General features: G+C 63.6%; 22 protein-coding genes. 13 read left to right on the forward strand and 9 right to left on the reverse strand.

Annotated features, from left to right (window positions below; translation table 11 throughout):
- Window positions 1–119: 119 nt before the first annotated feature.
- The 5 genes from N7650_RS23215 to N7650_RS23235 all read right to left on the reverse strand — a co-directional run bounded on the left by N7650_RS23215 (window position 120) and on the right by N7650_RS23235 (window position 4,809).
- Complete coding sequence (locus N7650_RS23215; protein WP_009407100.1) at window positions 120–1,355, reverse strand: saccharopine dehydrogenase family protein; 1,236 nt, start codon at window positions 1,353–1,355, stop codon at window positions 120–122.
- Window positions 1,356–1,381: 26 nt separating this feature from the next.
- Window positions 1,382–2,479: a carboxynorspermidine decarboxylase gene (locus N7650_RS23220; protein WP_009407099.1), complete on the reverse strand. Its 1,098-nt coding sequence runs from the start codon at window positions 2,477–2,479 to the stop codon at window positions 1,382–1,384.
- Window positions 2,480–2,738: 259 nt separating this feature from the next.
- Entirely contained in the window at window positions 2,739–3,740 is a 1,002-nt protein-coding gene (locus tag N7650_RS23225) for a hypothetical protein (protein WP_064304150.1), read from the reverse strand.
- A gap of 89 nt (window positions 3,741–3,829) precedes the next feature.
- The gene (locus tag N7650_RS23230; RefSeq protein WP_279900198.1) at window positions 3,830–4,192 is read right to left on the reverse strand and encodes a hypothetical protein; all 363 of its coding nucleotides are present in this window, start codon (window positions 4,190–4,192) and stop codon (window positions 3,830–3,832) included.
- Entirely contained in the window at window positions 4,192–4,809 is a 618-nt protein-coding gene (locus N7650_RS23235) for an NAD(P)H-binding protein (protein ID WP_279900199.1), read from the reverse strand. The genes N7650_RS23230 and N7650_RS23235 overlap by 1 nt, the downstream gene beginning before the upstream one ends.
- Before the next feature lie 136 nt (window positions 4,810–4,945).
- On the opposite strand from N7650_RS23235, the gene N7650_RS23240 reads away from it, so the two are divergent.
- From N7650_RS23240 to N7650_RS23285, 10 genes are all read left to right on the forward strand, one after another.
- Window positions 4,946–5,389 (forward strand): hypothetical protein, encoded by a 444-nt coding sequence (locus tag N7650_RS23240; protein WP_279900200.1) that lies wholly within the window; start codon window positions 4,946–4,948, stop codon window positions 5,387–5,389.
- A 110-nt stretch (window positions 5,390–5,499) separates the two neighbouring features.
- Window positions 5,500–6,408 carry a hypothetical protein gene (locus N7650_RS23245; RefSeq protein ID WP_279900201.1) on the forward strand — a complete coding sequence of 303 codons (909 nt, stop codon included), beginning with the start codon at window positions 5,500–5,502 and terminating at the stop codon, window positions 6,406–6,408.
- Between the two features lie 84 nt (window positions 6,409–6,492).
- Window positions 6,493–7,713 (forward strand): putative DNA modification/repair radical SAM protein, encoded by a 1,221-nt coding sequence (locus N7650_RS23250; protein ID WP_009407089.1) that lies wholly within the window; start codon window positions 6,493–6,495, stop codon window positions 7,711–7,713.
- The gene (locus N7650_RS23255) at window positions 7,710–8,546 is read left to right on the forward strand and encodes a TIGR03915 family putative DNA repair protein (protein ID WP_279900202.1); all 837 of its coding nucleotides are present in this window, start codon (window positions 7,710–7,712) and stop codon (window positions 8,544–8,546) included. Before N7650_RS23250 ends, N7650_RS23255 begins: the two co-directional genes overlap by 4 nt.
- Before the next feature lie 92 nt (window positions 8,547–8,638).
- Entirely contained in the window at window positions 8,639–9,340 is a 702-nt protein-coding gene (locus N7650_RS23260; RefSeq protein WP_279900203.1) for a YafY family protein, read from the forward strand.
- 196 nt (window positions 9,341–9,536) lie between these two features.
- The gene (locus N7650_RS23265; protein WP_279900204.1) at window positions 9,537–10,886 is read left to right on the forward strand and encodes an MFS transporter; all 1,350 of its coding nucleotides are present in this window, start codon (window positions 9,537–9,539) and stop codon (window positions 10,884–10,886) included.
- A 17-nt stretch (window positions 10,887–10,903) separates the two neighbouring features.
- Window positions 10,904–11,893, forward strand: a complete 990-nt coding sequence (locus N7650_RS23270; RefSeq protein WP_279900205.1) for a LysR family transcriptional regulator — start codon at window positions 10,904–10,906, stop codon at window positions 11,891–11,893.
- Window positions 11,880–13,292: an aspartate ammonia-lyase gene (locus N7650_RS23275; protein ID WP_279900207.1), complete on the forward strand. Its 1,413-nt coding sequence runs from the start codon at window positions 11,880–11,882 to the stop codon at window positions 13,290–13,292. Before N7650_RS23270 ends, N7650_RS23275 begins: the two co-directional genes overlap by 14 nt.
- Window positions 13,293–13,534: 242 nt before the next feature.
- The gene (locus tag N7650_RS23280; RefSeq protein WP_279900208.1) at window positions 13,535–16,681 is read left to right on the forward strand and encodes a 3-keto-5-aminohexanoate cleavage protein; all 3,147 of its coding nucleotides are present in this window, start codon (window positions 13,535–13,537) and stop codon (window positions 16,679–16,681) included.
- A gap of 28 nt (window positions 16,682–16,709) precedes the next feature.
- Window positions 16,710–18,158, forward strand: coding sequence for an FAD/NAD(P)-binding protein (locus N7650_RS23285; RefSeq protein WP_279900209.1), 1,449 nt, complete (start codon window positions 16,710–16,712; stop codon window positions 18,156–18,158).
- Here N7650_RS23285 and N7650_RS23290 read toward each other — a convergent pair.
- The 4 genes from N7650_RS23290 to N7650_RS23305 form a co-directional block, all read right to left on the reverse strand.
- Window positions 18,136–18,408, reverse strand: coding sequence for a helix-turn-helix transcriptional regulator (locus tag N7650_RS23290; protein ID WP_009407073.1), 273 nt, complete (start codon window positions 18,406–18,408; stop codon window positions 18,136–18,138). The genes N7650_RS23285 and N7650_RS23290 overlap by 23 nt on opposite strands.
- Before the next feature lie 113 nt (window positions 18,409–18,521).
- Window positions 18,522–19,268 (reverse strand): sulfite exporter TauE/SafE family protein, encoded by a 747-nt coding sequence (locus tag N7650_RS23295; protein ID WP_279900210.1) that lies wholly within the window; start codon window positions 19,266–19,268, stop codon window positions 18,522–18,524.
- Window positions 19,269–19,417: 149 nt separating this feature from the next.
- Window positions 19,418–20,401 (reverse strand): LysR family transcriptional regulator, encoded by a 984-nt coding sequence (locus N7650_RS23300; protein WP_279900211.1) that lies wholly within the window; start codon window positions 20,399–20,401, stop codon window positions 19,418–19,420.
- Between the two features lie 402 nt (window positions 20,402–20,803).
- Window positions 20,804–21,670 carry a LysR substrate-binding domain-containing protein gene (locus tag N7650_RS23305; RefSeq protein ID WP_279900212.1) on the reverse strand — a complete coding sequence of 289 codons (867 nt, stop codon included), beginning with the start codon at window positions 21,668–21,670 and terminating at the stop codon, window positions 20,804–20,806.
- A 122-nt stretch (window positions 21,671–21,792) separates the two neighbouring features.
- On the opposite strand from N7650_RS23305, the gene N7650_RS23310 reads away from it, so the two are divergent.
- The 3 genes from N7650_RS23310 to N7650_RS23320 all read left to right on the forward strand — a co-directional run bounded on the left by N7650_RS23310 (window position 21,793) and on the right by N7650_RS23320 (window position 24,699).
- Window positions 21,793–22,503 carry an AzlC family ABC transporter permease gene (locus N7650_RS23310; RefSeq protein ID WP_279900213.1) on the forward strand — a complete coding sequence of 237 codons (711 nt, stop codon included), beginning with the start codon at window positions 21,793–21,795 and terminating at the stop codon, window positions 22,501–22,503.
- Window positions 22,500–22,808: an AzlD domain-containing protein gene (locus tag N7650_RS23315; RefSeq protein WP_279900214.1), complete on the forward strand. Its 309-nt coding sequence runs from the start codon at window positions 22,500–22,502 to the stop codon at window positions 22,806–22,808. The genes N7650_RS23310 and N7650_RS23315 overlap by 4 nt, the downstream gene beginning before the upstream one ends.
- A 205-nt stretch (window positions 22,809–23,013) precedes the next feature.
- On the forward strand, window positions 23,014–24,699 hold the full coding sequence (locus N7650_RS23320) for an MFS transporter (RefSeq protein WP_009407067.1): 1,686 nt from the start codon (window positions 23,014–23,016) through the stop codon (window positions 24,697–24,699).
- Window positions 24,700–24,709 lie beyond the last annotated feature (10 nt).

The following is a 24,709-nucleotide window of genomic DNA, read 5'->3' on the forward strand; positions in this document are numbered from 1 at the left end:
TTCACTACAGCTATCGCTGGCAAGCCAGCTCCCACAGGGTTCCGTGTCAGTCCTGAGAGATTCATAACGAAAAAGGGGCGCCTTCTCAGGCGCCCCTCTTTTTTACGCAGCGGACTCTATCAAGCCCACGGGCGATCGCCGTTCTCGTCCTTGACCCGGGTCGGCAGACCCATCACGTCAAGGGCGTGCAGGAACGGTTCGGCCGGCAGTTCCTCGACGTTGACCATGCGCTGCACGTCCCACTGGCCGCGGGCGACCAGCAGGGCCGCCGCCACTGGCGGTACGCCGGCAGTGTAGGAAATGCCCTGGCTGTCGGTCTCGGCGTAGGCTTCCTCGTGGTCGGCCACGTTGTAGATGAAGACCTCGCGCGGCTGGCCATCCTTGGTGCCCTTGACCAGGTCGCCGATGCAGGTCTTGCCGGTGTAGCCGGGGGCCAGCGAGGCCGGATCCGGCAACACGGCCTTGACCACTTTCAATGGCACCACTTCCAGGCCTTCGGCGGTTTTCACCGGCTGTTCGGAGAGCAGGCCGAGGTTCTTCAGTACGGTGAACACATTGATGTAATGCTCGCCGAAGCTCATCCAGAAACGCACGTTGGGCACGTCGAGGTTCTTCGACAGCGAGTGCACTTCATCGTGGCCGGTGAGATAGAGGTTCTGCGAGCCGACTACCGGCAGGTCGTCGGTACGCTTCACTTCGAACATGGTGTTGCTGGTCCACTGGCTGTTCTGCCAGCTCCATACCTGTCCGGTGAATTCACGGAAGTTGATTTCCGGATCGAAGTTGGTGGCGAAGTACTTGCCGTGCGACCCGGCATTGACGTCGAGAATGTCGATCGAGTCGATGCGGTCGAAGTACTGTTGCTTCGCCAGCGCCGCGTAGGCGTTGACCACACCCGGGTCGAAGCCGACACCGAGAATGGCGGTAATGTTCTTCTGCTGGCATTCCTCGAGGTGTTTCCACTCGTAGTTGCCATACCAGGGCGGGGTTTCGCAGATCTTGCCCGGTTCTTCGTGGATTGCGGTGTCCAGGTAGGCGACACCGGTATCGATGCAGGCACGCAGCACCGACATGTTGAGGAAGGCGGAGCCGACGTTGATCACGATCTGCGATTCGGTCTCGCGGATCAGCGCCTTGGTCGCCTCGACATCCAGGGCATTGAGCGAAAAGGCCTGGATGTCGGCGGGTACCTTGAGGCTACCCTTGGCCTTGACGCTGTCGATGATGGCCTGGCATTTGGAGATGTTCCGCGACGCAATTGCAATACGACCGAGTTCGTCGTTGTGCTGCGCGCACTTGTGGGCCACCACCTTGGCGACACCTCCTGCACCAATGATAAGAACGTTCTTCTTCAATTCTCTATCTCTCCTTATCTGCCAGCTCAGGAAAGGCTGGACAGGTAGTCTTCGAAACCGAACTCACGAACCACCTCGACGCTACCGTCGAGTTGTTTCACTACGATGGACGGCATTTTCAGGCCGTTGAACCAGTTTTTCTTGACCATGGTGTAGCCAGCGGCGTCGATGAACGACAGCCGATCGCCGATGGTCAGCGGACGATCGAATTGGTACTCGCCGAAGATGTCGCCGGCCAGGCACGATTTACCGCAGACCATCCAGGTGTGCTCGCCATCGTTGGGGGCCATCTTGGCGTTGAGGCGGTAGATCAGCAGGTCGAGCATGTGCGCTTCGATCGAGCTGTCGACCACGGCCAGGTGCTTGCCGTTGTAAAGGGTGTCGAGCACGGTCACTTCCAGCGAGGCGCTGTTGGTGATCGCCGCTTCGCCCGGCTCCAGGTAGACCTGCACGCCGTAGGTTTCGGAGAACGACTTCAGGCGCGCGCAGAACGCATCCAGGGCGTAGCCCTCGCCGGTGAAGTGGATGCCGCCGCCCAGGCTGACCCACTCGACCTGGTGCAACAGGTGGCCGAAGCGCTCCTCGATGGTGCCGAGCATCTTGTCGAACAGGTCGAAATCGCCGTTCTCGCAATTATTGTGGAACATGAAGCCGGAGATCTGCTCGATCACGCCTTCGACCTTGACCGGATCCCATTCGCCGAGGCGGCTGAACGGGCGCGCCGGGTCGGCCAGCAGGTAGTCGGAGCTGCTCACCTGCGGATTGACCCGCAGACCGCGGACCTTGCCCTCGGACGCCTCGGCAAAGCGCTGCAACTGGCCGATGGAGTTGAAGATGATCTTGTCGCAGTTGACCAGCATCTCGTCGATCTCGTCGTCCGCCCAGGCCACGCTGTAGGCGTGGGTCTCGCCGACGAACTTCTGGCGGCCGAGCTTGAGCTCGTAGAGCGAGGACGAAGTGGTGCCGTCCATGTACTGCTGCATCAGGTCGAACACCGACCAGGTGGCGAAGCACTTCAGCGCAAGCAGGGCCTTGGCCCCGGATTTCTCGCGCACATAGGCGATCTTCTCCAGGTTGCCCAGCAGCTTTTGTTTGTCGATGAGGTAGTACGGGGTCTTGATCACTTCGAGGCTCCGGGTAGGCCAGCCAAAAAAAGAGCCGCATTGTGCCCGTACTCGATACATATCGAAAGGGCGGGATGCGCTTTTGCCGGTATCGATGGCCGGGAAGCGCACGGCGATGGCGTTTTGCTGAATAAGGGGTTGCGAAATGTTACGCGAGGTCTGAGGCGGGTGGGATGACCGTCGGGAAGTTCGCCGGGGTCTGTCTTAATCCCACCTTCGCAATTGCGGATAGCCCTGCAAGCGCGTTGCCATAAAGTGTTCAGGCTTCCGATGGAAGCTTGACCTGGCGATAGCTCAAGGGGAGCCCGAGCGTCTTCGAGAGGAAGTCGAGATAGCTACTGTCGGCTGCGTCGAGCGACGTTCTGCCTACTGCCACCAGTCGGGTGTTCCGATCAGCATGCGGCTCCCAGTACCAGGCGTACTCCAGCAACTGACCGATTGCCAGGCGCAATACGCGACGGGTCGACAAGTCCGACTTGACTTCAAACAGGATACGCTCGCTGGCGGTGACGACCGTGACGTCCACGTAGTTCTCTTCGCAAACGATCTTCGCGTCTGGATATTCCCGTTCGAGCTCCTGACACAGTGCGCTGCGAATCATGTCGTGTTCGGGCGAGCATTCGCGCCCCTCCGACCCGTTCCTGAAATAGTTACGCTGCTGCGGGGGGACGCTCACGCCAATCCTGACAGGACGTTTAACACCCGTTTCAGGCACCACATAGTCCTGATCCGGCGCGATCAATTGGTAACGATTCCAGTGCAGGACCGGATCACTGGATGTCGCGAGGGTATCCTCGGGAAACCATTCGACATCTTCCGGGCGAAAGCGGACATTCAGCATGTAACGGGCCCAGTTGGTATTTCCCAGGCTTTCCTTGACACCTTCGACCTTGTCGATCTCCTTCAACATCTGCTTGAACCAGCCATTCCTTTTATAGATTTCCAGCGCGGCATTGCTTTGCGCTTCGTCCAGGAACTCGATATGCCTGATTCTGGCTACGTAACGACGTCCGCGGGGAGTGATCGTGAAAAGAACCACTTCTCCAGCACGTTCTCCAGACTTGAGCCGGGTTTTACGCCCCTTGTTCACACCCTGAAGAAATCCGTACTGCCAACCGCCAATCTGCCACTCGAAGCGGAACAGCCATTCCTCGTGACCGTAACGATGCCGGGAGTAATAAGTCGTCCTGGCCTCCGTTGCGCTCCCGGTTGGATGCTGCCAGTTGGATTCGTTGTAACAAATTCGCGTTATGTAGGTCATTCGGGATATCGTCTGCGGTGATGGCTATTAGACATCGTCGCAGGATGGCAGAACCCAAACGATCAAGCGAGTAGGCGAAAGCCTGATTTCTACCGCGGAGTCCTGCCGTGTTTCTGGTCTGGCTCATGGTTTCTGTTCTGCACAGGCCGTCGTCTTTCAAGCAGCAACAAGCGCAAGGCCTTCGCCACCAAGGCCCCGAGAATGCACCCCGCCGCCGTACCGATGCCTTGCAGCAGCAGCCCCAGCCCTCTGGCCAGACTCGGGTCTCCGATGAAATGACCCAGCTCCGGCCACAACGCCAGCCACAGGGCGATAAAGCCCAGCACCAGGTCGTACCAACGCCCGCTTACGCCCGTCGGTCGATAACTTCGTACGAACAAAATGAACGCGCTGAAGGCCATGGCCAGCAGCACCAGGCCGAAGATCTGATGAAGCGCATCGGGGCCGGACATCAATCACGCCCTCCGTTTGCGCCGCGCAAGCGCAGGCACTGATGCCGGTGCAGCCCAAGGCACAGCTCGTCGAGCAGTGCCTCGGCACAGTCCAGCGCCCGTCGGGCCTCGCTGCCGATGGTCGTGGCCTCGCCACTGAAATCATCGACCCGCAACCCGGCTGCCAATGGCGGCATCTCCACCAGCGTCCAGTCCAGTCCGCTGGCGTCCAGGCTGCGCCGCAGCCCCGCACCCAGGGCTTCGTCGCCGCTGTCGTCGGAGTCCACCAGCCATTCCCAGCGGCCAACCAGGAACAACCCCGGCGCGCCGGCATCACCGAGGGCGAGCGCCCCGTCGATCAGGCAACCACAGTGCGCCGGCAGGTCTTCCTGGCGTTCCCCGCCAAGGCAGGCGAATACCCCATCCAGCCCGGCAATCGCCTGCTTGACCGTCTCCACCGACTCCAGGCTGCCCAGCTTGCAGCGCAAGCCGGGACGCGCGGTGATGCCGTTGAGATCGTCGAGCAGCGCGCTCACTTCGTGCTGGCGATGCAGCGCGGCGGCGATCAGCGCCTGGCCGAGGCTGTCCAGCGGATTGAACACGCCCAGCTTCAGGCGCGGGGTTTCGAGGTTATGCATCGGGTGCCTCCTGGCGAAGCGGCTGTCGATATGAGATTCGAAATACCGCGCCGGAGCAGAGTTCCACCGGCTTGACGGGCGTCAAGCCCGGAGTGCCGCGGCACGGTTAGTCTGGCCGGCACAATGAGGCCCCGCCATGATCTATCCCGTTCTGCTGACCCTGCACCTGTTCGCTGCCATCGTCTTTATCGGCACCGTGTTCTTCGAAGTGCTGTTTCTCGGCGGGATCCGTCGCCAGTTGCCCGATCGCATGATGATGATGCTCGAACACGCTGTCGGCCAACGCGCCCGGCGGCTGATGCCCTGGGTGTTGCTGGTGTTGTTCGGTGCCGGGGCCGGCATGGTCCGCGAGCGCTACATGGCGCAGTTGGCAACGCCCTGGACGTCGCCCTTAGGCACCTTGCTGGGAGTGAAGATCCTTGTCGCAGTCAGCGTGCTCGGGCACTTCTTCACCGCGCTGTGGCTGATGCGCAGCGGGCGCATGACGGCGCAGGCGGTTCGCTTCATCCATGCCAGTGTCTTTACTCATCTGTTGCTGATCGTGGTGCTGGCCAAGGGCATGTTCTATTTGAGCTGGTAAAGCAAAAACGACCTTTTCCAATCGGAACCGACCAGGAAGCGCTCAACAAACTGGCGCAATTCAGAATGCCGTGATTCTATTTGGCTATCACTGCTCACATGGATGTCGGCATGTCTGTTACTCGTACTCTTGTTATCGTCCTCATGGGGCTTTCGTTGACCGCTTGCTCATTCAGGAACCTGAAAGAGCCGGACTATATTGATCTCACGCCTGCGTTCGACAATAAGGAGCTCTTCAAGCAGCCGCAGCCGTTGTTTGCCATCCAGAGCCTGAAAGACCATTACCTCCCTTACATCAACGGTGCCGCGACCAACAGAAGTACCTTGAGCGCCCTGGCTTTGTTCGGGGCCGCCACGGCGGCGGTCGGCGCTGCCACCCACTCCGGATCCGACCTCTACAAATCCTCCGCAGCAATTATCGCCACCGCTTTCGGTCTGGAGGAGTGGGGAAACTACAAGGAGCAACGCAAGATCTACAAGGATGCGGTGGACTATTTGTCATGTGCGCAGAGGACTTCTCAGGTAATCCTTGCTTACGCGCCGAAGGGGGAGGCCGTCCAAGGGCTGTTGTCGCAAAAGGCCAAGCTTGCCGGGGAGCAGGAGACGCTGGTCGCCAGTTTCAGCACGAACCTTGCTCTCATCAAGGGTCTGCCCAAAAAGAATCGGCCGCAGGAACCGTCTCCAAAATTGATGATGATGGCCATGCACCAGATGCAAGCCGAGCAGGCTGATATCGAGGAAGCGCTCAAGCTGGCCAGCAAGCATAAACAGCGCGTGCTTGGCGATGTGGTCAAGCTGCAGTCGAACGTCAGCGACGCCATCACCAAGAGTTCGTTCGACACTCGCAAGGCGGTCGAGGCCCTGGTGCGCAAACAAGCAAGCGAATCAACGGACAAGACGTCGGAAAACATCATGCCGGGTACCGACATGACCGCGCTCGCCGCCGCGCATGCCGTCATCGATGCACACAATGAATATGCAACCTGCTGGGCCAGCACGGTCCAGCCCGCTACCGACTGATCGCGCACGACCGACAACAGGCCCTTGCACTCCGGTCGATCTCGAAATACTGTATGGATATTCAGTATTCGGGAAAGGCTCCCCATGCAACTCATCGCCAAGCTCGGCATCCTCGCCGATGCCGCCAAGTACGACGCGTCATGCGCCAGCAGTGGCGCCCCCAAGCGCAGCTCGAAGGGCAGCGACGGGCTTGGCGCGACCAATGGCATGGGCATCTGCCACAGCTATACGCCGGATGGGCGCTGCGTGTCGCTGCTCAAGGTGCTGCTCACCAACTTCTGCCTGTACGACTGCCAATATTGTGTAAACCGCCGTTCCAGCAACGTGCCGCGGGCGCGCTTCACGCCCGAGGAAGTGGTGCGCTTGACCCTGGATTTCTACCGGCGCAACTGCATCAGCGGGCTGTTTCTCAGCTCGGGCATCATCCGCTCGGCGGACTACACCATGGAGCAATTGGTCCGGGTGGCCCGCCTGCTGCGCGAGGAGCACGACTTCCGCGGCTATATCCACCTGAAGACCATTCCCGACGCCGACCCGCTGCTGATCGAGGAAGCCGGACGCCTGGCCGACCGCCTCAGCGTCAATATCGAGCTGCCCAGCGATGCCAGCCTCAAGCGCCTGGCTCCGGAAAAGCAGGTAGCCACCATCCGCCAGGCCATGGGCACCATCCATCGCGGGCAGCAGGCGGTGGCCGGCGAGGCGAGGGCGCCGCGTTTCACGCCGGCCGGGCAGAGCACGCAGATGATCGTCGGTGCCGACACCTCGGACGACCGCACCATCCTGCGCAATGCCGAATCGCTTTATCAGGGCTACGGCCTCAAGCGCGTGTACTACTCCGCCTTCAGCCCGATCCCCGACAGCCCCGATAGCGTGCCCCTGGCCGCACCACCACTGTTGCGCGAGCACCGCCTGTACCAGGCCGACTTCCTGATGCGAGGCTACGGCTACAAGGCCGGCGAGCTGCTCAGCGAGGCGAGCAACCTTGCCCTGGACATCGACCCCAAGCTGGCCTGGGCGCTGTCCAACCGCGAGGTGTTCCCGGTGGATATCAACCGTGCCGAGCCGGCCCTGCTGGCGCGTATCCCGGGTATCGGCCTGCGCAGCGTACAGCGCCTGGTTGCGCTGCGTCGCGAGCGACGGGTGCGCTACGACGACCTGATCCAGTTGCGCTGCGTGCTGGACAAGGCCAGGCCGTTCATCGTTACCAGCGACTACCGCCCGGCCCTGGCGGAAACCCGCAGCGGCCTGCTGCGTGCCCGCCTGCGTGACCCGGTGGCGCCGGTGCAGATGGGGTTGTGGGGATGATCGCCCTCGACTGCGATGATGACTTCGCCATCTGGCGCGATCAGGCGCGGGTGCTGCTTGGCCATGGCATCGATCCGGCGCAGGTGAACTGGGGGCAGGGCCCGATCCAGGATTTGCTCGCCGTGGCCGATGGCTTGCCCGACGGCCCCGGGCCGTTCCGGGCGAAGGTGCCGGCGGAACTGTTGGCGCAGTTGCAACTGGCCGCCCGCTATCACGGCGAGCAGCGCTGGAACCTGCTCTACGAAGTGCTCTGGCGGGTGGCCCACGGCGACCGCACCGCCATGCTCGCCGGCGATCGCCTGGGCAGTGAACTGCAACGGCGGATCAAGCAGGTTACCCGCGAGGCGCACCACCTGCATGCCTTCGTCCGTTTCGTGCCGTTGCCGGCGGCGGTTGCAGAACAGCTGCAACTGGACCTGGTGGCCTTCCATGAACCTGCCCATGACATTCTCCAAACCGCCAGCGGGCATTTTGCCGAGCGCCTGGGCCGCCAGCGCTGGTTGATCGCCACCTCACGCGATGGCATCCGCTACGACGGCAAGGATTTCGACTACCGCCGCCAGTGTCCGCCTGAATGGCGGCAGTGGGCGGAGCAGGCCGATGACCCTGATGCGGACCTGTGGCTGACCTATTACCGCCACACGTTCAACCCGGCGCGGGTCAATCCCGATGCCTTGCGCATGCATATGCCGGGACGCTTCTGGCGGCATCTGCCGGAAGGACCGTTGATTCCCCGGCTGGTGGGGCTGGCCAGGCAGGGCAAGCAGCGCGACGGACAGGCCCAGGAAGTGGCGGAGCAGGGTGGGAAAAGGATTTCGGTGGTGACCCGTTAGCGGGTGTCGTTGCTGAGGGCCGCACCGCAGCGATGAGGCCCGTAAGGACAACAGAAAAGCTCTTGATTCAACACGGACACGAGGTACCTCACATGCACAAGGCCGACCGCCTGTTCCAACTGGTGAACCTGATCCGCGTTCACCAGCCGATCACCGCCGAGCGCCTGGCCGAACGGGTCGGCGTGTCTGTGCGCTCCATCTACCGCTATATCGACGACCTGTCCCTGAGCGGCGTACCGGTCTATGGCACCACGGGTGTCGGCTACGCCCTCGACGCCGCTTTCGAGATGCCGCCACTGCGCCTGAGCCGCATCGAGGTGGACGCCCTGACCCTGGGCATGGAAATGCTCGCCGGCAGCGCCGACAACGAGCTCTCCAGTGCCGCCCGCACCTTGCTAAGCAAGGTCGCGGCCAGCGCGCCGCAACAAACCAGCGATCCGCAACAGAGCCCGACCCGCGCGCTGAACAGCAGCACCGCGGTGACCCGCGGTCACCTCAGCACCCTGCGCCAGGCCATCGAGCACAAGCGGGTATTGCAGATCACCTACACCAGCCTTGACGGTGCGGTCTCGCGACGCCTGATCCAGCCCATCGGCCTGTTCTACTGGGATGGCAAGTGGACGGTTGGCAGTTGGTGCAACACCCGCGCGGCCTACCGCGATTTCCGTGTCGACCGCATTGCCGCGATTCTCACCAGCGAAGAACCCTGGCGCGGTAGCCCGCAGATCGCTCTGCGCACCTATATGCGCCATCAGTCCACGGCGTCGCGTACGGACAGCTCGTTGTCACGATGATCTGCTTCCCCACGGATGCAACGTCCCCGACCAATGCCCCGCAACCCTGCTGTTATCAACGTTTCTGGCAGCTAGTATCAACAGTCCTGATACTCCGATTGCACATGCTGTTTCCCTGAATATGCAGCCGTACACTCGATCGTAATCCGGTCACAAACACCGGTCCCCACAACTAGAACAACAGGTGGAGATACGAATGAGCCAGGTAGCGTTCGAAGACCTTCCGTTGAGCCGTTTTCATATTCGAACGGTGTTCAGCGGAACAGGAGGGCAGTTCAGCGATGGATTCGTGTTGGGCATCATCGGCATCGCCGTGAGCATGGCGGCGGGGCCTTTGCAATTGACCGCGCTATGGATGGGGCTGCTCGGCGCGGCGTCGCTGGCCGGCTTGTTCATAGGCAGTCTGTTCGCCGGTCCGCTGGCCGACAGGTTCGGTCGGCGCACCATCTTCGCCTGGGACATGCTGCTGTTCGCGATAATCTCCGCGTCGCAGTTCTTCGTCACTTCTCCTGAGCAGTTGCTCGCCTTGCGCTTGTTGCTGGGCCTGGTGCTTGGCTTCGACTATGTCGTGTCCAAGTCGCTGGTCACCGAGTTTGCCCCACGACGTTATCGCGGACGTTTGCTAAGTGTGCTGGCGGCAGCCTGGGCGGCGGGTTACGTCGCGGCTTACCTGGTGGGCTTCGCCATACGCGATATCGGCCCGGATGCCTGGCGCCTGATGCTGGCGTTGAGCGGCGTACCGGCCTTGCTGGTCCTGCCGCTGCGCATGGGCGTGCCCGAATCGCCGATCTGGCTGATGGCCAAGGGGCGTAGCGCCGAAGCGCTGGCGATCATCCATGCCAGGTTCGGTCCTCACGTGACCTTGCCCGCCGCAGCGCCTGCCATGGCGAAGAAACGCGGTAGCCTCGGCGAACTGATGAGCAAGCGCTGGCGCCGCAATACCCTGGTCGGCTGTGTGTTCTACACCTGTCAGGTGATCCCGTTCTTCGCCCTCGGTACCTTCTCGCCCCGGGTGCTTGAAGCGCTGGATGTGCAGGACAAATTCGTCGGCGGCCTGGTTTACAACGTGCTGTTGATGATCGGCGCTCTGCTCGGCCTGCTGATCATCGATCGGATTTCCCGTCGCGCCTTCCTCGTCGGCACCTTCTACCTCAGCGCCATCGGTCTCGCCGTGCTGGCCTATGGCGGATTCGGCCCCCTGGGCACCATCCTGGCCTTCGGTTTCTTCGCCTGCGTACTGGCGGCGGCCGTGAACCTGGAATTCGTCTACCCACCGGAGCTGTTCCCGACCCACCTGCGCGCCTCGGGCATCGGCCTGGCGGTGGCCGCCAGCCGCTTCGGCTCGGCCTTCGCCACGTTCCTGCTACCGATTGCCGTGCAGCACCTGGGCATTCATGCCGCTCTGGGCGTATGTGTCGCGGTGCTGTTGTTCGGGGGAGTGTTCTGCCATCTGTTCGCCCCGGAAACCAGCCAGGAAGCCTTGGCTGCAGTGAGCCCGGAAGGCGAGGGCGAGCCCGCCCCGCTGGGCTTCGCCGACACCAAGTAACCCGAGAGGAGATGCCCATGCCAGCCGGCAAGCTTATCGATATGTACGCGGTGCAGGTGTTCGTCGCCGTGACCGAGGAGGGCAGCATGTCGGGGGCGGCAAGCCGCATGGGGATTTCCCAGTCGGGGGTGTCGCAGATGGTCCGGCAACTGGAGGACGATCTCGGCGTGATCCTGGTCGATCGCACCACCCGGCCGCTGACCCTGACGCCGTTCGGCCTGGCCTTGCGCAACCGCGGCGCGATCCTTAGCGAGGAGCTGTGCAACCTCAAGGCACAGGTGCTCGACGCCGGGCGCGGGGTCAAGCCCGACCTGCGCATCGGCCTGGTGGACTCCTTCGCCGCCACCTGCGGTTCGGCCTTTACCCGGCAGATGCTGGGAAGGGTCACGCAACTGTCGGTACGCACCGGCCTCAGCCCGCAACAGGGCGAGTCGCTGCTGCGCCGTGACCTCGACCTGATCATCACCAGCGATCCGCTGATGGACGCCAACGACGTGGTGCGCTACCGGTTGTTCACCGAGCGCTACTTCGTCATCACCCCGAAGGCACTGGACAAACCGCTGCAGGGTCTCGACGACCTGCGCGCCCTGGCCAACGTGCTGCCGGTGGTGCGCTTCAACCGCCTGTCCCAGGTCGGCCTGCAGATCGAACGGCATATGCGTGGGCTCGGCGTGCGCATGCCCAACCGCCTGGAACTGGACAACGCCGACGCCCTGACCGCCATGGTCGCCGATGGCATCGGCTGGGCCGTGACCAGCCCCATGTGTTTCCTCCAGGCCTGCACCTGGGTGGAAAACGTCACCGCCCACCTGGTGCCGCAATTGAGCCTGGAGCGCTCGCTGTACCTGGTGGCCCGTCGCAACGAATACAGCGCCTTCTTCGCCGATGCCTGCGAGACGGCGCGCAACGTAATCCTGGACACCTTCCTGCCGCGGCTGAGCGCCTTGGGCAAAGGTGTCGAAACACTGGTAACCATCGATGAGGAAGATTCCCGTGAGTATTTTTGAAAGCGTCGGCGAGCGGATCGAGCAAGACTACGTCGGCGAAGTGCGGATCCCCGCTGGCAAGCTGTACGGCGTCAACACCGTGCGCGGCTTCGACAATCTCAGCGTTTCGCCGCTGAGCATTGCTCATTACCCGGCGTTCCGCGATGCCTTTGCCCAATGCAAATGGGCCGCCGCCCTGGCCAACCTGGACTGCGGGGTGATTTCCCCGGAGCAGAGCGAGGCCATCGTCCTCGCCTGCCAGGACATCATCGCCGGCAACTGCGATGACTCGCTGATCGTCGACCTGCTGGAGGGCTCCGGCGGTACCTCGACCAACATGAACTTCAACGAGGTGGTGGCCAACCGTGCCCAGTTATTCATGGGCCACGCCACGGGCCGCTATGACATCGTCCATCCCAACGACCAGGTCAATGCCTCGCAATCGACCAACGATGTCTACCCGGCGGCGTTGAAGATCGCTACTCACACCATGCTCGGAGGCCTGATCGACGAGGTCCGCCAGCTTGCCGCGCAGTTCGACGCCAAGGCCGTGCAGTTCGCCGACGTACTCCACCTTGGCCGCACCTGCCTGCAGGATGCCCAGCCGATGCGCCTGGGGCAGTTGTTCTCCGGCTACGCCTCGCTCACCCATCGCCTGGCCGAAGAGCTGGTCGCGGTGCGTGCCAAGCTGCATACCCTGCCATTGGGCGGTACCGCCATCGGTACCGGCTTCGGCGCTCCGGCCGCCTATCGAGGTGCGGTGTATCGCCATCTGGGCGAGGTCACCGGCGTGGCTTACCGGGCCCCGGAAAACGCCTTCGATGCCATGCAGAACATGGACGTGTTCTCCCGCGTTTCCGCCGAGCTGCGCACCTGCGCGGCGGCCCTGGCGAAGATCGCCGGCGACCTGACCAAGCTGTCTTCCGGCCCCGTCGGCGGAGTCGGGGAACTGAAGCTGCCGGAAGCCCAGGCCGGCTCGTCGATCATGCCGGGCAAGGTCAACCCGGTACTGCCGATGGCGATGATCCAGCTCAGCTTCGCGGTGATCGGCAACGATGTCGCCGTGGCCCAGGCGGTGCAGGCCGGCGAACTGGAGATCAACCATTTCGAGCCGGTGGTGGCCTCGCGGGTGTTCGACAGCATCACCTTGCTTACCCAGGGGATCCAGCGCTTTCGCGAAAAATGCATCGCCGGTATCCAGGCCGATGAGGCGCGCAACCTGGCCCATCTCACCGACTCCATGGCCGTCGCCACCGCGCTGGTGCCGCGCCTGGGCTATGCCAAGGTCAGCAAGCTGGCGCGGCAGTCGGTCAATGAGGGACGCTCGTTGCTGGCGATCATGGCCGAGAGCGGAGTGATGGGCGAAGCCGAGGCCATGGCGGCGATCGAGAAGGCATCGCGGCCGGTGTTTGAAAGCTGAACGCGGAGGTTCTGCTTGGAAGGCGTTTTGCCGGGCACCGCTGATGCGGTGCTTTTTTTGCCCGAGCATTTTCCAGGTTGGCTGCGAGCCTCTCCCTCCTGCTTTTTCAGCCTTCCCCACTCCTTTGGGTAGTTACCTCCCGCGCGCCGATTGAATCAAATCCTTACCGACCCCGGAGCATTCCGGACGGTGTTTCTCCGGGGCGCCTTGCAGGCCTTATTGCCACGAGAAAAGGAGGATTCATGGCCATCAGCATGTTCATTACCGCGGCCCCGGTTGGTGCCGTACCCCGCTTCGTATCCTCTGTCGAACCGAAGTTTCTTGCCGACTCCAGCCTCGACGATGCCCGCGGCTTGTCCACGCAGGCACTCACCGAGGCCGGCTGGGAGGCGACCGGCGCCGGCGGTTTGCTCCTGAGCCCGGCAGCCAGCGAGAGCGCCACTGTGCCCTTCGCCTGGATCCGGCAGTTGGGATCGCGCCAACTGCAACAGGATATCGTCCAGGTCCTGACCGGTTCGGGCTGGACGGCCGACGACTCCGAGGCGCTGACCCAGACCGACCCGGCGCAATTGCCCTTTCTGCCACCGTCCCTGGTCCGGGCCATCGAGGCTGACCACTGCGAATTGCTGACGGCGCTGGCCGGGCGCGGCTGGCACCGTGTCGGCAGTGGCTGGTGGAATCCGTTGCGCGCGGCGTCGCCGTATGTGCCGGTGACCCCACAGGCAATCATCGATGCCGCTCGTGAGGCGGTGATCGAGGGTGCGGCCATCGTTCACCTGCATACTCGCGACCTGTCCGATTTCCGGCAACTGCCGATAGGGCCGATGGCCGGTACCCTTGCCACCGGCCGGCAACGCAACCTGATCGATGCGCAGCAATACGATGAAATCGTCCGTGCCCTGCATCAGCAGGTGCCGGTCGCAGTGCTCAACCTGTCCACCAGCGTGCGCGGCGGCAGCGACTACGACAGCCCGCTGCGCCGCGAACACCTGCGCGACTATGGCGCCGCGCAACGGGGCGCGGAGATGGCCTCGCTGAGCCCTGGCCCGGTGATCTTCCAGGCCGGTGGCAGCTACGACAACACGCCAGGGTTCCTCGACGCGCAATTGCGCCATTTCGCCACGGCGGGAGTCAGGCCGGAGATCGAGGTGTTCAATCGCGGCATCCTCGACAGCGCCCTCGGCGATTACGCGCCGCGCCTGCGCGAAACCGGCGAGCCGGTGCTGTTCATGCTGGTGGCTGGGGTCGATCAGTACCGGCGTGCCGTCGATGGCAGCCTGCACGACGACTCGCTGATTCCCGCTGCGGTGCGAAAGTCCGTCATTACCCAGGTGATCGACGGCAGCCCGGCGGCGCTGGCGCAGGCTATTGCCAGTACTGTGGAGTACCTGGGACCGCTGGTCCGGCGAATTCGCCAACAGCTGCCGGGTGCGCAGATTTCTGCCCTGCTGCCGGGGCCGCTGTTGCGCATCCTGCCCGAGGTGGCCGTGCATCTTGGGCTGGATGGTGTACGGGTCGGTCTGGAAGACGCGCTCACTGTGCCCGATGAACAGGTACCCGGCGGGGTGCGCAAGGCAACCACTGCCGAGCAGGTGCGTTATGCACGGCGGCGGCTAGAAGCCTTGGGCGTACAGGTGCTGACGGCGGAACAGACTCGCGAGCGCCTGCACATGCCCTTGCCCGAGGTGGCGCTGTTCCGCGCCGTGGCTGCGGCCCTCAAGCCGTTCGCCAGCAGTGCGCCGCCCAACGCTCCGCGGGCCCTGGCAGAACAAGTGCTGGAAGCGTTGACGCCTTTTCGCCAGGACTATCTGGCGCGCGAGCGGCGGTTGCTCGACGCCCTCGATGTACACCTCGCTGGCCAGGCAGTACCGCCATCCGACTGGCTTGGCGAACTAGCCGTGCGGGCCATCGCCGACGCTGGCCTGCATGTGCGCTATTTCATTGAGGAGCGCGACCGTTATCCCCGGCCGCTGGCCAATTTCGGCAAGCGGCTCTATGCATTGCAGGCCATCAATTTCGTCCGCGAACTGCTGGTCGAGGCGGGTCGTCCGACCCTGGCCTGGGACGAGGCCCTGGCGACGCTGGCCGCCAGCGATGGTCTGCCGCCCGACAGCTATCGGGTCGAGCGCAGCCAGTTCAAGGGCGCGGATCTGCGCCTGCTCGAATACCTGGCCTCGATCCCTTGCCGCTACAACCGCTCGCGCACCCTGGCGGTGAATACCGAACTGCGTTTCGACGCCGACTACAGCAGCACCATGGCAATTCTGTTCGAGACCATTCATGAGCATTTCAGTGCCTTGCGCCGGCGTGCCGGCAGCGATGTCGAAGCCAAGCAGGCCGGTACCCGGCTGTACCGGGTGCGTACGGTCGAGGTCGAGGAGGTCGAGCAGGGGCGCTTGCCCGCCGAGCTGGAGCAGCATGCCTGGGTCGTGCTGCCGAGCACGCCGACCACCAACTATCCCGAGGGCATTGCCTTGGGCAAGGGGCTGACCGCGACCTTCGGGCGCTTTCTCGCCGAGGTCGCCGGGCGCCCGGTCGGTGTGGCCGGGCTGATCCACTCCGGCATCGACGGCCAGGGCAATGCGGTGGTCGAGGCGACCATGCTGCACAATCGCTTTGCCCTCAATACTCCTTGGCATGAGCAGATCATTGGCCACAGCGCCGGGCTGATCTACGACCAGCTCCTGCTGCCGCGCATCGTCGAGCATGGCCAGCACCTGGCCCGTGATGCCAGCGGTGCGGTGCGGCGCGACAGCACCGGCTTGCCCTTGTTGGACGATGGCCGGATAGCCAAGCGCCTGTCATTCCAGGGCATCGACGACCTGCCGCGTCTGCACCTGCTGGCTCATAGCTCCGGTATTTCCACCCTTCAGCAACTGGACAACGCCTTGCGCCGCGACATGCAGGCCCTGGGCTATTCGGCTATCGAGCAGGAGGAGATCTTCAACCGGGCAGTGGGAATCTCCTTCGGCTCGGCCAGCGATATCAACCTGGAACTGCCGGGAACGCCGGTGGTGGACATCACCGCGTACAACGATATCCGCAGCCTGGCCGGTACCACCACGGCGGATTACCTGCCGAAAACCGATGCCGAACGGGATGCCACGGTCTACCGCCTGCATGCCGGCCTTGGCGGCGCTCATCGCTATTGCCATGGTCGCTGGGTGCATTACCGCAAGGGGCCGGCACGCCGGGTGTTGCGCCTGAAGGGGGTCGTGCTGCGGGAGGACCCGGTACGCCTGCACGACGGCCACTCGATCCGACGCTATCTGGAGGGTGCGCCGACATCGCTGATCGAACTGATCCAGAGCTTTCTCGGGGCGCCCGGCAATATCCGCGCCGACATGATCATGCGCGAATTCCATGGCGCCTGCCGTAGCGGCGCCTGAGGCGCGCAGACCCAACAGGGAGTTTGATATGAACATCGCACTCATCGGCGGCGGTTGCAGCGCCGTACTGATTTGCAAGGCGCTGGCCGCCCAGGCTGACCAACTCGCAGGTAGCGAAGTGGTCATCTACGAGCAGAGCGGCCGTTTTGGCCCGGGTATTCCCTATGGCCAGGACAGCACCATCGACGACTTCATCCTCAACATGGCCAGCTTCACCTTGGGCACCGAACCCGATGTGCCCGACGGTTTCGCTCGCTGGCTGCAGCGCCAGCCCGGGCAGTTGGTGGAGCAGCGCGCCGGCTACGTCGGCCGGCGCCTGATGGGCCAGTACCTGACGGAGGAGTTGGCGGCCGCCAGCAGGGTTCTGGCGCGGCACGGTGTACGGGTCAGGACGCAGGCCGAGACGGTGCACGGCATCGATAGGATCGGCGAGGTTTACCGGGTACGCAGCGACGCGAGCCAGGCAGCGTTCGGCAAAGTGATCCTGGCGGTTGGCCATGTGCCCAAGCGTGACCACTTCGCCGAGGTGCCGGGCTGTTTCAGCAACCCCTATCACGATCTCGAACGTCTGAAGGCGAGCATCCGGCCGGGAGCCCATGTCGGCATCCTTGGTTCCAAGCTGACCGCCATCGACATGGCCTTGCTCGCCGACCGGCTGGGGGCAGGGCATATCTCCCTGTATTCCAATTCTGGCCGGCTGCCCTTGGTGCGCGGGGTGGTCGACGAGCAGCAGGCCGAGGCGCCACCGGGCGAGCCGCGGGTCAGCAGCCTGGCTGGTTTCCTCGCCTGGTTCCGCCAGGCGCGGAACTGGGCGGGCGAATACCCGGGGCTGCTGGCACCGATGGCGCCGTTGCAACGGTTGCGGGCGGAGATCGCCAGTGCCGGCCAGCGGCGTGACTGGCAGATCGCGCTGGATGCCACCAAGGGCATGATCGACGGGTTCTGGACGCGCCTGGACAGCAGCGAGAAGCGCCGGTTCTTCCGCAAGTACCAAGGCTTGTGGATGAGTTACCGGCACCCGATGCCGTTGCATAACGCGCGCCGTATCGAAACGTTGCTGGCCAAGGGGCGCCTGAGTATCCATCGCGGCTACCGGTCCACGCGGATCGCGGCGGACGGGCGGATTCTGGTCGACCTGGGTGAACAGACCCTGAGTCCAGACTGCGCTATCGATGCCACCGGCTTTTCCGGCAACCTGGCGCGCCTGGCGTCGCCCCTGATCGAGCAACTACTCGATGCCGGGATCGTCCGCCAGCATCGCCATGGCGGCATTGCGGTGGCGCCCGAGACCCATGAGGTCGAGGGCCAGCATGGGTTTTACGCGATCGGGCCGCTGACCCAGGGCAGCCTGTTCTACGTGTCGGCCATCGAGCGCCTGGTGGTCCATGCGCGGGAGATCGTCGGCCATCTGCTGGAGGCGCAAGCGCGGCAGGCGCGGCTAGTCGAAGGAGGGCTCAGGGCAGGCAGCCAAGCGTGAGGGCCAGGGCTACTGCCGCGGTCATGTTCCGTGCACCCAGTTTGAGCAGGGTGTTGCGGACATGAAACTTGACCGTGTTGATCGAGATGCCGAGGGATCTGGCGATTTCCTTGGCGGTCTTGCCGGCAGCCACTTCGCCCAGGACTTCACGTTCCCGTGCGGTCAGGGGGGCGGGTGGCGCCGGGTTCATCGAGGGGGAGATCATGCTCCGCTGCGCGGAGGCATTCCAGTGCAGGTGCTCGCCGTCCATGAGGTGTTCTGCTCCATGTGGGTTCCTGTGGGCATGGCCTTGCCGCCCCTTGCGGCAGAGGGAGATGCGAAAGCGTGGGCAGGCCAGGCGCGCGACGACGCCTGGCGCCGGGATCAGGCCAGCAGGTTGGGCAGTGAAGAACTCAGCAGGGCGATGCCGGAGGCGGTCAGCAGGCTCAGCACCACCTGGCGGAAGCGCACGTCGCTGATGCCGAAGTAGAGACGGGTCCCGAGGAAGGTCGGGATCAGCATGGCCGGGGCGACGATGGCGAACATCGGCCACATGTCGCGGGTAACGATGCCCGAGCCCAGGTAGGTGGCCATGGTCACCAGCAGCATCGACAGGTTGAAGTTCTGGATTATCGAGCGTTGTGTATCTCGATCATAACCGCGCAGGGTGCACCAGAGGGTCGGCAGGGTGCCGGTGAAGCCGCCCAGGCCGCCCATGATCCCGCCGGCAAAGCCGACCCCGCCGTTGGCCACCCGGCCGCCGAAGGCAATCACTGGCAGGTGCTTGGACATCAGCATGATCGGGCACCACAGTACCAGCAGGGTGCCGAGAATTGCCTTGAACCAGTCCATGTTCAGTTGCGGCAGCAGCGCTACGCCAAGGGGAATGCCGAGTAGGCCGCCGAGGACGAAAGGTGCCAGTTGCTTGATATCAAAGCCACGGCGTACCGAAATGGCCGCGACCAGTTGCCCGAGCAGGGCACCGAATACCGCAAGGGTTGCCGCCAGCTTGGGATCCAGCACCCAGGCCCAGAACGACATGGCCACCAGGCCGAAGGCAAACCCGGAAAGCCCCTGCACGAATCCGGCGACCACGGCACCGAGGGCGACAACCAGATAAATCGAATCCATTCCTTGCTCTCCTGAGTAATTGCACCAATAAGGTGCGTTTCCTGGCTCCATTATGGTGTGGCTGCGCACAAAGGGGGAAATTCGAACTTGTGATCAGCTCATACCAAAAAACTTATCCGCACGCCCCGAAATAGACGCGCTTCCCGGATTCACTGGGTGGTCAGGGCGATTTCCTGGGCGGCGATCTTCAGCGCCGTGGCGAAAAGCTGCTGTTCCTCGTACTGTGCTCCGCTGACGCGCTGGAACAGGCTTACCGGGGGAAGGGTCCAGCCGAAGCGATGGCGCAGGATCGCCACCCCGGCGATGCGTGCCAGCTCCTCGGCGACGTCTGCGGGCACGATGGACACCGCCGATTCGTTGGCCGCCACCAGTTCGCCGATCACTTTCGCCGACAGGCTCTCGACGATCGGCACGGGTGGCGTAACCCCGGCGCGCATGAAGAAGTCGGTGATCTGTTCGCGCATCGGCGTCTGCCGGGCGCCAAGTACCCAGTCCAGTTCAGCCAGGGCATGCCAGCGCAGTGGCTTGTCGGCCAGACGCGTGGCCAGCTGGCGATGGGCGATCAGGCGCGGCTCCTGCTGGTAGAGCACATCGTGGCGCAGCTCGGTCATGTCCAGTACCGCCGACGCGCGTCCGATCACGCAATCGAGCTCGTGATTACGCAGGCGTTCAAGCAGGTGGTCGCTGGTGTCTTCCTGCAGGGTGACGGTGATTCGCCGGCCATGGGGACGGGTGCGGTTGATCGCCATGGCCAACAGGCGACCCGGCAGGAAGGGAATCACCCCGACCTGCAAGTGGGTCGCACGGCCCTGGTTGAGCGCCTCGATATCCCGGGCCCAATGGCCGAGGTCGGCAATCATCGCCTGGGCCCGGGCCAGCACCAGCCGGCCCAGCTCGGTGGGCAGCATGCCGCGCGGGGAGCGTTCGAACAGCGGGCCGCCAAACAGCAGCTCCAGGTCGGCGAGCATCTGGGTCACGGCGGGCTGGCTGGTCGCCATGTGCTGGGCGACCTGAGTCAGTGAACGGTGTTCTTCGATCGCCTGGAGGATCAACAGGTGACGCATGCGCAGGCGCTGCGCAAGTTTCTGCGAAAGCGTGGTTTCGACCACGGTGGAGGGTGGGGTTCTGCTCATTGCAAGGCTCTTATTACTTATTACTTATGGGTTTTTATCGGATGTATTAGATTTCCTTATGTTAGCGATAGTTCGCGGATTGGCAGCCGTCGCAAGCAGAATGATGGCTGAAGGCGCGATTAGCCGATGATGGTCAGCGCGCGAAAGCCAGGAGCCAGTTTCAGGATTTCAAGAGTGGATATTGGGAGTGACGGCGATCATCGGGCCTCGCCCGGTAGCGGGCTGGAGGAGGGCGAGAGCTTTCGCGACCCTGATGAAGGTGGTCATGGGCTATGGGCGTGTGGCGGATGCCAGGTGGATTCGTTGGTGATCGTTCAGGCCTCATCGCTGGCAAGCCAGCTCCCACGGGGTTCAGCGGCACCGCGGCCCCTGTGGGAGCTGGCTTGCCAGCGATGAGGCCCTTCAGGTCGCCGCCATCCTCAGGGTCTTGACCAGCAACCCCTGCAACCGGTCCACCGGCTGCGAGCCCTGCGATGCGCGGCTGCGATACACCGCCACTTCCATCGGCTCCAGCGGCCCCAGACCATGTTCGGCGCCCAGGATCTCCAGGTGTTCCGGCACACTGCAGCGGGTCAGCACCGCTACCGCCAGGCCACTTTCCACCGCGGCGATCTGCCCGGCCAGGCTCGAGCTGTTGTACACCACCCGGTAATCCCGGCCCTGCAAGGCCAGCGAGTTGATCGCACAACGCCGTGCCAGGCTGGTGCTTTCGTAGGTGGCGATGGGTAGCGGGTCGCGACGCCAGATGTCGAACTGCGGCGAGCCGACCCAAACCATCGGCTCGTGGAACAGCAGGGTCCCGCGCCGAGGGTGGTCGCGGGAGATCAGCGCCAGGTCCAGGTCGCCCTGTTCGATCCGCGGGATCAGCAAGGTCGATTGTTCGCAGTCCAGCTCGATCTGCACCGCGCCATAGCGCAGGGCGAAACGCTTGAGCACCGGGGTCAGGTAACGCGCGGCGTAGTCGTCCGGTACGCCGAGACGCACCCGCCCGGTCAGTTCGGCGCCGTGGAATGCCTGCTGTGCATCGCTGTGCAGGTCGAGGATGCGCCGGGCGTAACCCAGCAGCACCTGGCCGTCCGGGGTGAGCTGCTGCTGCCGTGCATCGCGCACCAGCAACTGCCGGCCCACGGCAGCTTCGAGCTTCTTCAACTGCATGCTCACCGCCGATTGCGAACGATGGACTTCCGGCGCGGCATTGGACAGCGAGCCGGTATCGACCACCGCCACAAAGCATTTCAGCCAGTCGATTTGCAGGTCCTGCATGGGCATGTACTCCGTTGCATTCGATAAGCGAATGGGTTGCCCGCGTAATATGCGCTTTTCGCGATGACGTGTCTGCCGGATAGTGGCCGGCGTCCGTACATGCACGATTGAAAAACAGGAGAGTGTTTGTGTTATCGGTAGCCAAAGGCTCCACGCAGCTGGGGTACAACGAGATCCGCGACGGCTTCCGGCTGTTGTTGCCGATCTCCCTGTTCGTGGTGGTGTTCGGCCTGGCCTTCGGCCTCGCCGCTGCCCAGGTCGGCCTCGACCAAAGCACCATCCTGTGGATGAGCACCCTGGTCTTCGCCGGCGCCTCGCAGTTCGCCGCCCTTGACCTGTGGGGCGCACAGGTGCCGCTGGTGCCGTTGATCGTCACCGTGTTCGCCATCAACGCCCGCCACCTGCTGATGGGCGCGACCCTGTATCCCTGGCTGCGTGAGCTGCCGGTCGCGCGGCGCTTCGGGATCATGCTGGTGGTTTCCGACGCCAACTGGGCGATGTCGATGCAGGCGCTGTCCGCCGGCAAGCCGGGGCTCGGCATCCTCTTTGGTGGCGGCCTGGCGCTGTGGTCGACCTGGATCCTCGGCACCTGGCTCGGCCTGTACTTCGGCAACCTGGTAGCCGACCCGGTGAGCTGGGGCCTGGACATGGTCATGGGCTGCTTCCTGCTGTCCATGGTGGTGGGCGGCAAGAAAGACCTGCGCATGCTGCTGATCTGGGGCGTGGCCGCCGGCTCGGCACTGCTCGCCTACCGCTACCTGCCGGAAAACAGCCACGTGGTGGTCGGCGCCCTGGCCGGCGGAATCGTCGGTGCGATCTGGATGGAGAAGCACAAATGACTATCGAAACCGCGGGCCATGGCCCGCTGATCCTGGTCCTGATCATGGCCGTCGTGACCCTGGCCACCCGCTGGGGCGGGGTCTTCGTGATGTCCTTCGTACCGATCAGCTACCGCGTGCAGCATTTCATCGGCGCCATGTCCGGCTCGGTGCTGGTAGCGGTGCTGACGCCCCTGGCGGTGAGCGGCGACAACGGTGCCCGGCTAGCCCTGGCGAGCACCGCGGTGGTCATGCTGCTGGTGAAGAAGCCACTGCCGGCGATCGCCGCAGGAATCATCGCTGCCGCCGTATTCCGCCACCTTTGAACCGTCCGGCGCCCTTATGCGAAGGCGCTGGATTTCCGCCAGCGGCCTATTACGCTTAAACCTGCGTGCAACGCGAGGCCGTCCGCCTGTTCCCCCAGGCCCGGCGCAGTCCGTGATCCGATGTCATCAGCCTTTTGAATGGCCAGAGTGCGTATGGATTTATCAGCGGGATGCTCCGGCCTACAAGAACAATACGGAGAACGTTATGGCGGTCACTTACGGCACTTCAACGCCCACGCCGGGCAGCACGTCCGGCAAAGGCATCACCCAGGACGAGCGCAAGGTGATCTTCGCCTCGTCGCTGGGCACGGTCTTCGAATGGTACGACTTCTACCTGTACGGCTCCCTAGCGGCGATCATCGCCAAGCACTTCTTTGCCGGGGTCAATGAAACCACCGCGTTCATCTTCGCCTTGCTGGCCTTCGCCGCAGGCTTTGCGGTGCGCCCGTTCGGTGCCATCGTGTTCGGCCGCCTGGGCGACATGATCGGGCGCAAGCACACCTTCCTCATCACCATCATCATCATGGGCGTGTCCACTGCCATCGTCGGCCTGCTGCCCAGCTACGCCGCCATCGGGGTGGCGGCGCCGATCATCCTTATCACCCTGCGCCTGTTGCAGGGCCTGGCCCTGGGCGGCGAATACGGCGGCGCGGCGACCTACGTGGCGGAACATGCGCCACCCGGCAAGCGCGGCTTCTTCACCTCGTGGATCCAGACCACCGCGACCCTCGGCCTGTTCCTCTCGTTGCTGGTGATCCTCGCCTGCCGCACTGCCCTGGGCACCGAAGCCTTCGAGGCATGGGGTTGGCGGATTCCGTTCCTGCTGTCGATCCTGTTGCTGGCGGTATCGGTGTATATCCGCCTGCAACTGCATGAGTCGCCGGTGTTCAACCGGATGAAGGCCGAAGGCAAGGCGTCCAAGGCGCCCCTGACCGAATCCTTCGCCCGCTGGGACAACCTCAAGGTGGTGATCATGTCGCTTCTCGGCGGCACCGCCGGCCAGGCGGTGGTCTGGTACACCGGGCAGTTCTATGCGCTGTTCTTCCTGTTGCAGACCCTGAAGATCGACCCGCAGACCGCCAATCTGCTGATTGCAGGTTCCTTGCTGATCGGTACACCGTTCTTCGTGATCTTCGGCAGCCTGTCCGACCGTATCGGCCGCAAGAAAATCATCATGGCCGGGTGCATCCTGGCCGCGCTGACCTACTTCCCGATCTTCAAGGGCCTTACCGAGTTCGGCAACCCGGATATCTACACGGCGCAGCAGCAGAATCCGGTGACGGTGATCGCGGATCCTGCGCAGTGCTCGTTCCAGTTCGACCCGGTGGGCAAGGCGCGCTTCACCAGTTCCTGTGATGTGGCCAAGAGCCTGCTGGCGAAACGGGCGATCCCCTATCAGAACGAGGTAGGCGAGCCGGGTGCGGTGGCGCAGATCCGCATCGGCAGCAAGATGATGCCGAGCTTCGAAGGCAGCAGCCTGCCGGCGGCAGAATTCAAGGCCGCCAACGACGGCTTCACCGCATCCCTGGGCGCTGCGCTGAAGGAAGCCGGCTACCCGGAAAAAGCCGACCCGGCCAAGACCAACTATCCGATGGTGCTGCTGCTCCTGACCATCCTGGTGATCTACGTGACCATGGTCTACGGCCCGATCGCCGCCTGGCTGGTGGAGCTGTTCCCGGCGCGGATCCGCTACACCTCGATGTCGTTGCCGTACCACATCGGCAACGGCTGGTTCGGCGGTTTCCTGCCGACGGTGGCCTTCGCCATGGTCGCGGCGACCGGTGACATCTACTACGGGCTCTGGTACCCGATCGTCATCGCGGTGATGACTGCGGTGCTGGGGATCTTCTTCATGCCCGAGACCAAGGATCGGGATATCAGTCATACCTGATGTGTTTTTG

The sequence above is a fragment of the Pseudomonas sp. GD04058 genome (assembly GCF_029836855.1).
Classification (GTDB): Bacteria; Pseudomonadota; Gammaproteobacteria; order Pseudomonadales; family Pseudomonadaceae; genus Aquipseudomonas; species Aquipseudomonas bharatica.

What these genes read in the sequence shown, in the direction of transcription:
- N7650_RS23235 (WP_279900199.1), bottom strand. Translation starts at nt 4,809, where the DNA reads ATGCATAACCTCGAAACCCCGCGCCTGAAGCTGGGCGTGTTCAATCCG.
- N7650_RS23225 (WP_064304150.1), bottom strand. Translation starts at nt 3,740, where the DNA reads ATGACCTACATAACGCGAATTTGTTACAACGAATCCAACTGGCAGCAT.
- N7650_RS23305 (WP_279900212.1), bottom strand. Translation starts at nt 21,670, where the DNA reads ATGCCCATGCAGGACCTGCAAATCGACTGGCTGAAATGCTTTGTGGCG.
- N7650_RS23295 (WP_279900210.1), bottom strand. Translation starts at nt 19,268, where the DNA reads ATGGATTCGATTTATCTGGTTGTCGCCCTCGGTGCCGTGGTCGCCGGA.
- N7650_RS23255 (WP_279900202.1), top strand. Translation starts at nt 7,710, where the DNA reads ATGATCGCCCTCGACTGCGATGATGACTTCGCCATCTGGCGCGATCAG.
- N7650_RS23300 (WP_279900211.1), bottom strand. Translation starts at nt 20,401, where the DNA reads ATGAGCAGAACCCCACCCTCCACCGTGGTCGAAACCACGCTTTCGCAG.
- N7650_RS23290 (WP_009407073.1), bottom strand. Translation starts at nt 18,408, where the DNA reads ATGGACGGCGAGCACCTGCACTGGAATGCCTCCGCGCAGCGGAGCATG.
- N7650_RS23260 (WP_279900203.1), top strand. Translation starts at nt 8,639, where the DNA reads ATGCACAAGGCCGACCGCCTGTTCCAACTGGTGAACCTGATCCGCGTT.
- N7650_RS23320 (WP_009407067.1), top strand. Translation starts at nt 23,014, where the DNA reads ATGGCGGTCACTTACGGCACTTCAACGCCCACGCCGGGCAGCACGTCC.
- N7650_RS23245 (WP_279900201.1), top strand. Translation starts at nt 5,500, where the DNA reads ATGTCTGTTACTCGTACTCTTGTTATCGTCCTCATGGGGCTTTCGTTG.
- N7650_RS23280 (WP_279900208.1), top strand. Translation starts at nt 13,535, where the DNA reads ATGGCCATCAGCATGTTCATTACCGCGGCCCCGGTTGGTGCCGTACCC.
- N7650_RS23240 (WP_279900200.1), top strand. Translation starts at nt 4,946, where the DNA reads ATGATCTATCCCGTTCTGCTGACCCTGCACCTGTTCGCTGCCATCGTC.
- N7650_RS23265 (WP_279900204.1), top strand. Translation starts at nt 9,537, where the DNA reads ATGAGCCAGGTAGCGTTCGAAGACCTTCCGTTGAGCCGTTTTCATATT.
- N7650_RS23230 (WP_279900198.1), bottom strand. Translation starts at nt 4,192, where the DNA reads ATGTCCGGCCCCGATGCGCTTCATCAGATCTTCGGCCTGGTGCTGCTG.
- N7650_RS23315 (WP_279900214.1), top strand. Translation starts at nt 22,500, where the DNA reads ATGACTATCGAAACCGCGGGCCATGGCCCGCTGATCCTGGTCCTGATC.
- N7650_RS23250 (WP_009407089.1), top strand. Translation starts at nt 6,493, where the DNA reads ATGCAACTCATCGCCAAGCTCGGCATCCTCGCCGATGCCGCCAAGTAC.
- N7650_RS23270 (WP_279900205.1), top strand. Translation starts at nt 10,904, where the DNA reads ATGCCAGCCGGCAAGCTTATCGATATGTACGCGGTGCAGGTGTTCGTC.
- N7650_RS23285 (WP_279900209.1), top strand. Translation starts at nt 16,710, where the DNA reads ATGAACATCGCACTCATCGGCGGCGGTTGCAGCGCCGTACTGATTTGC.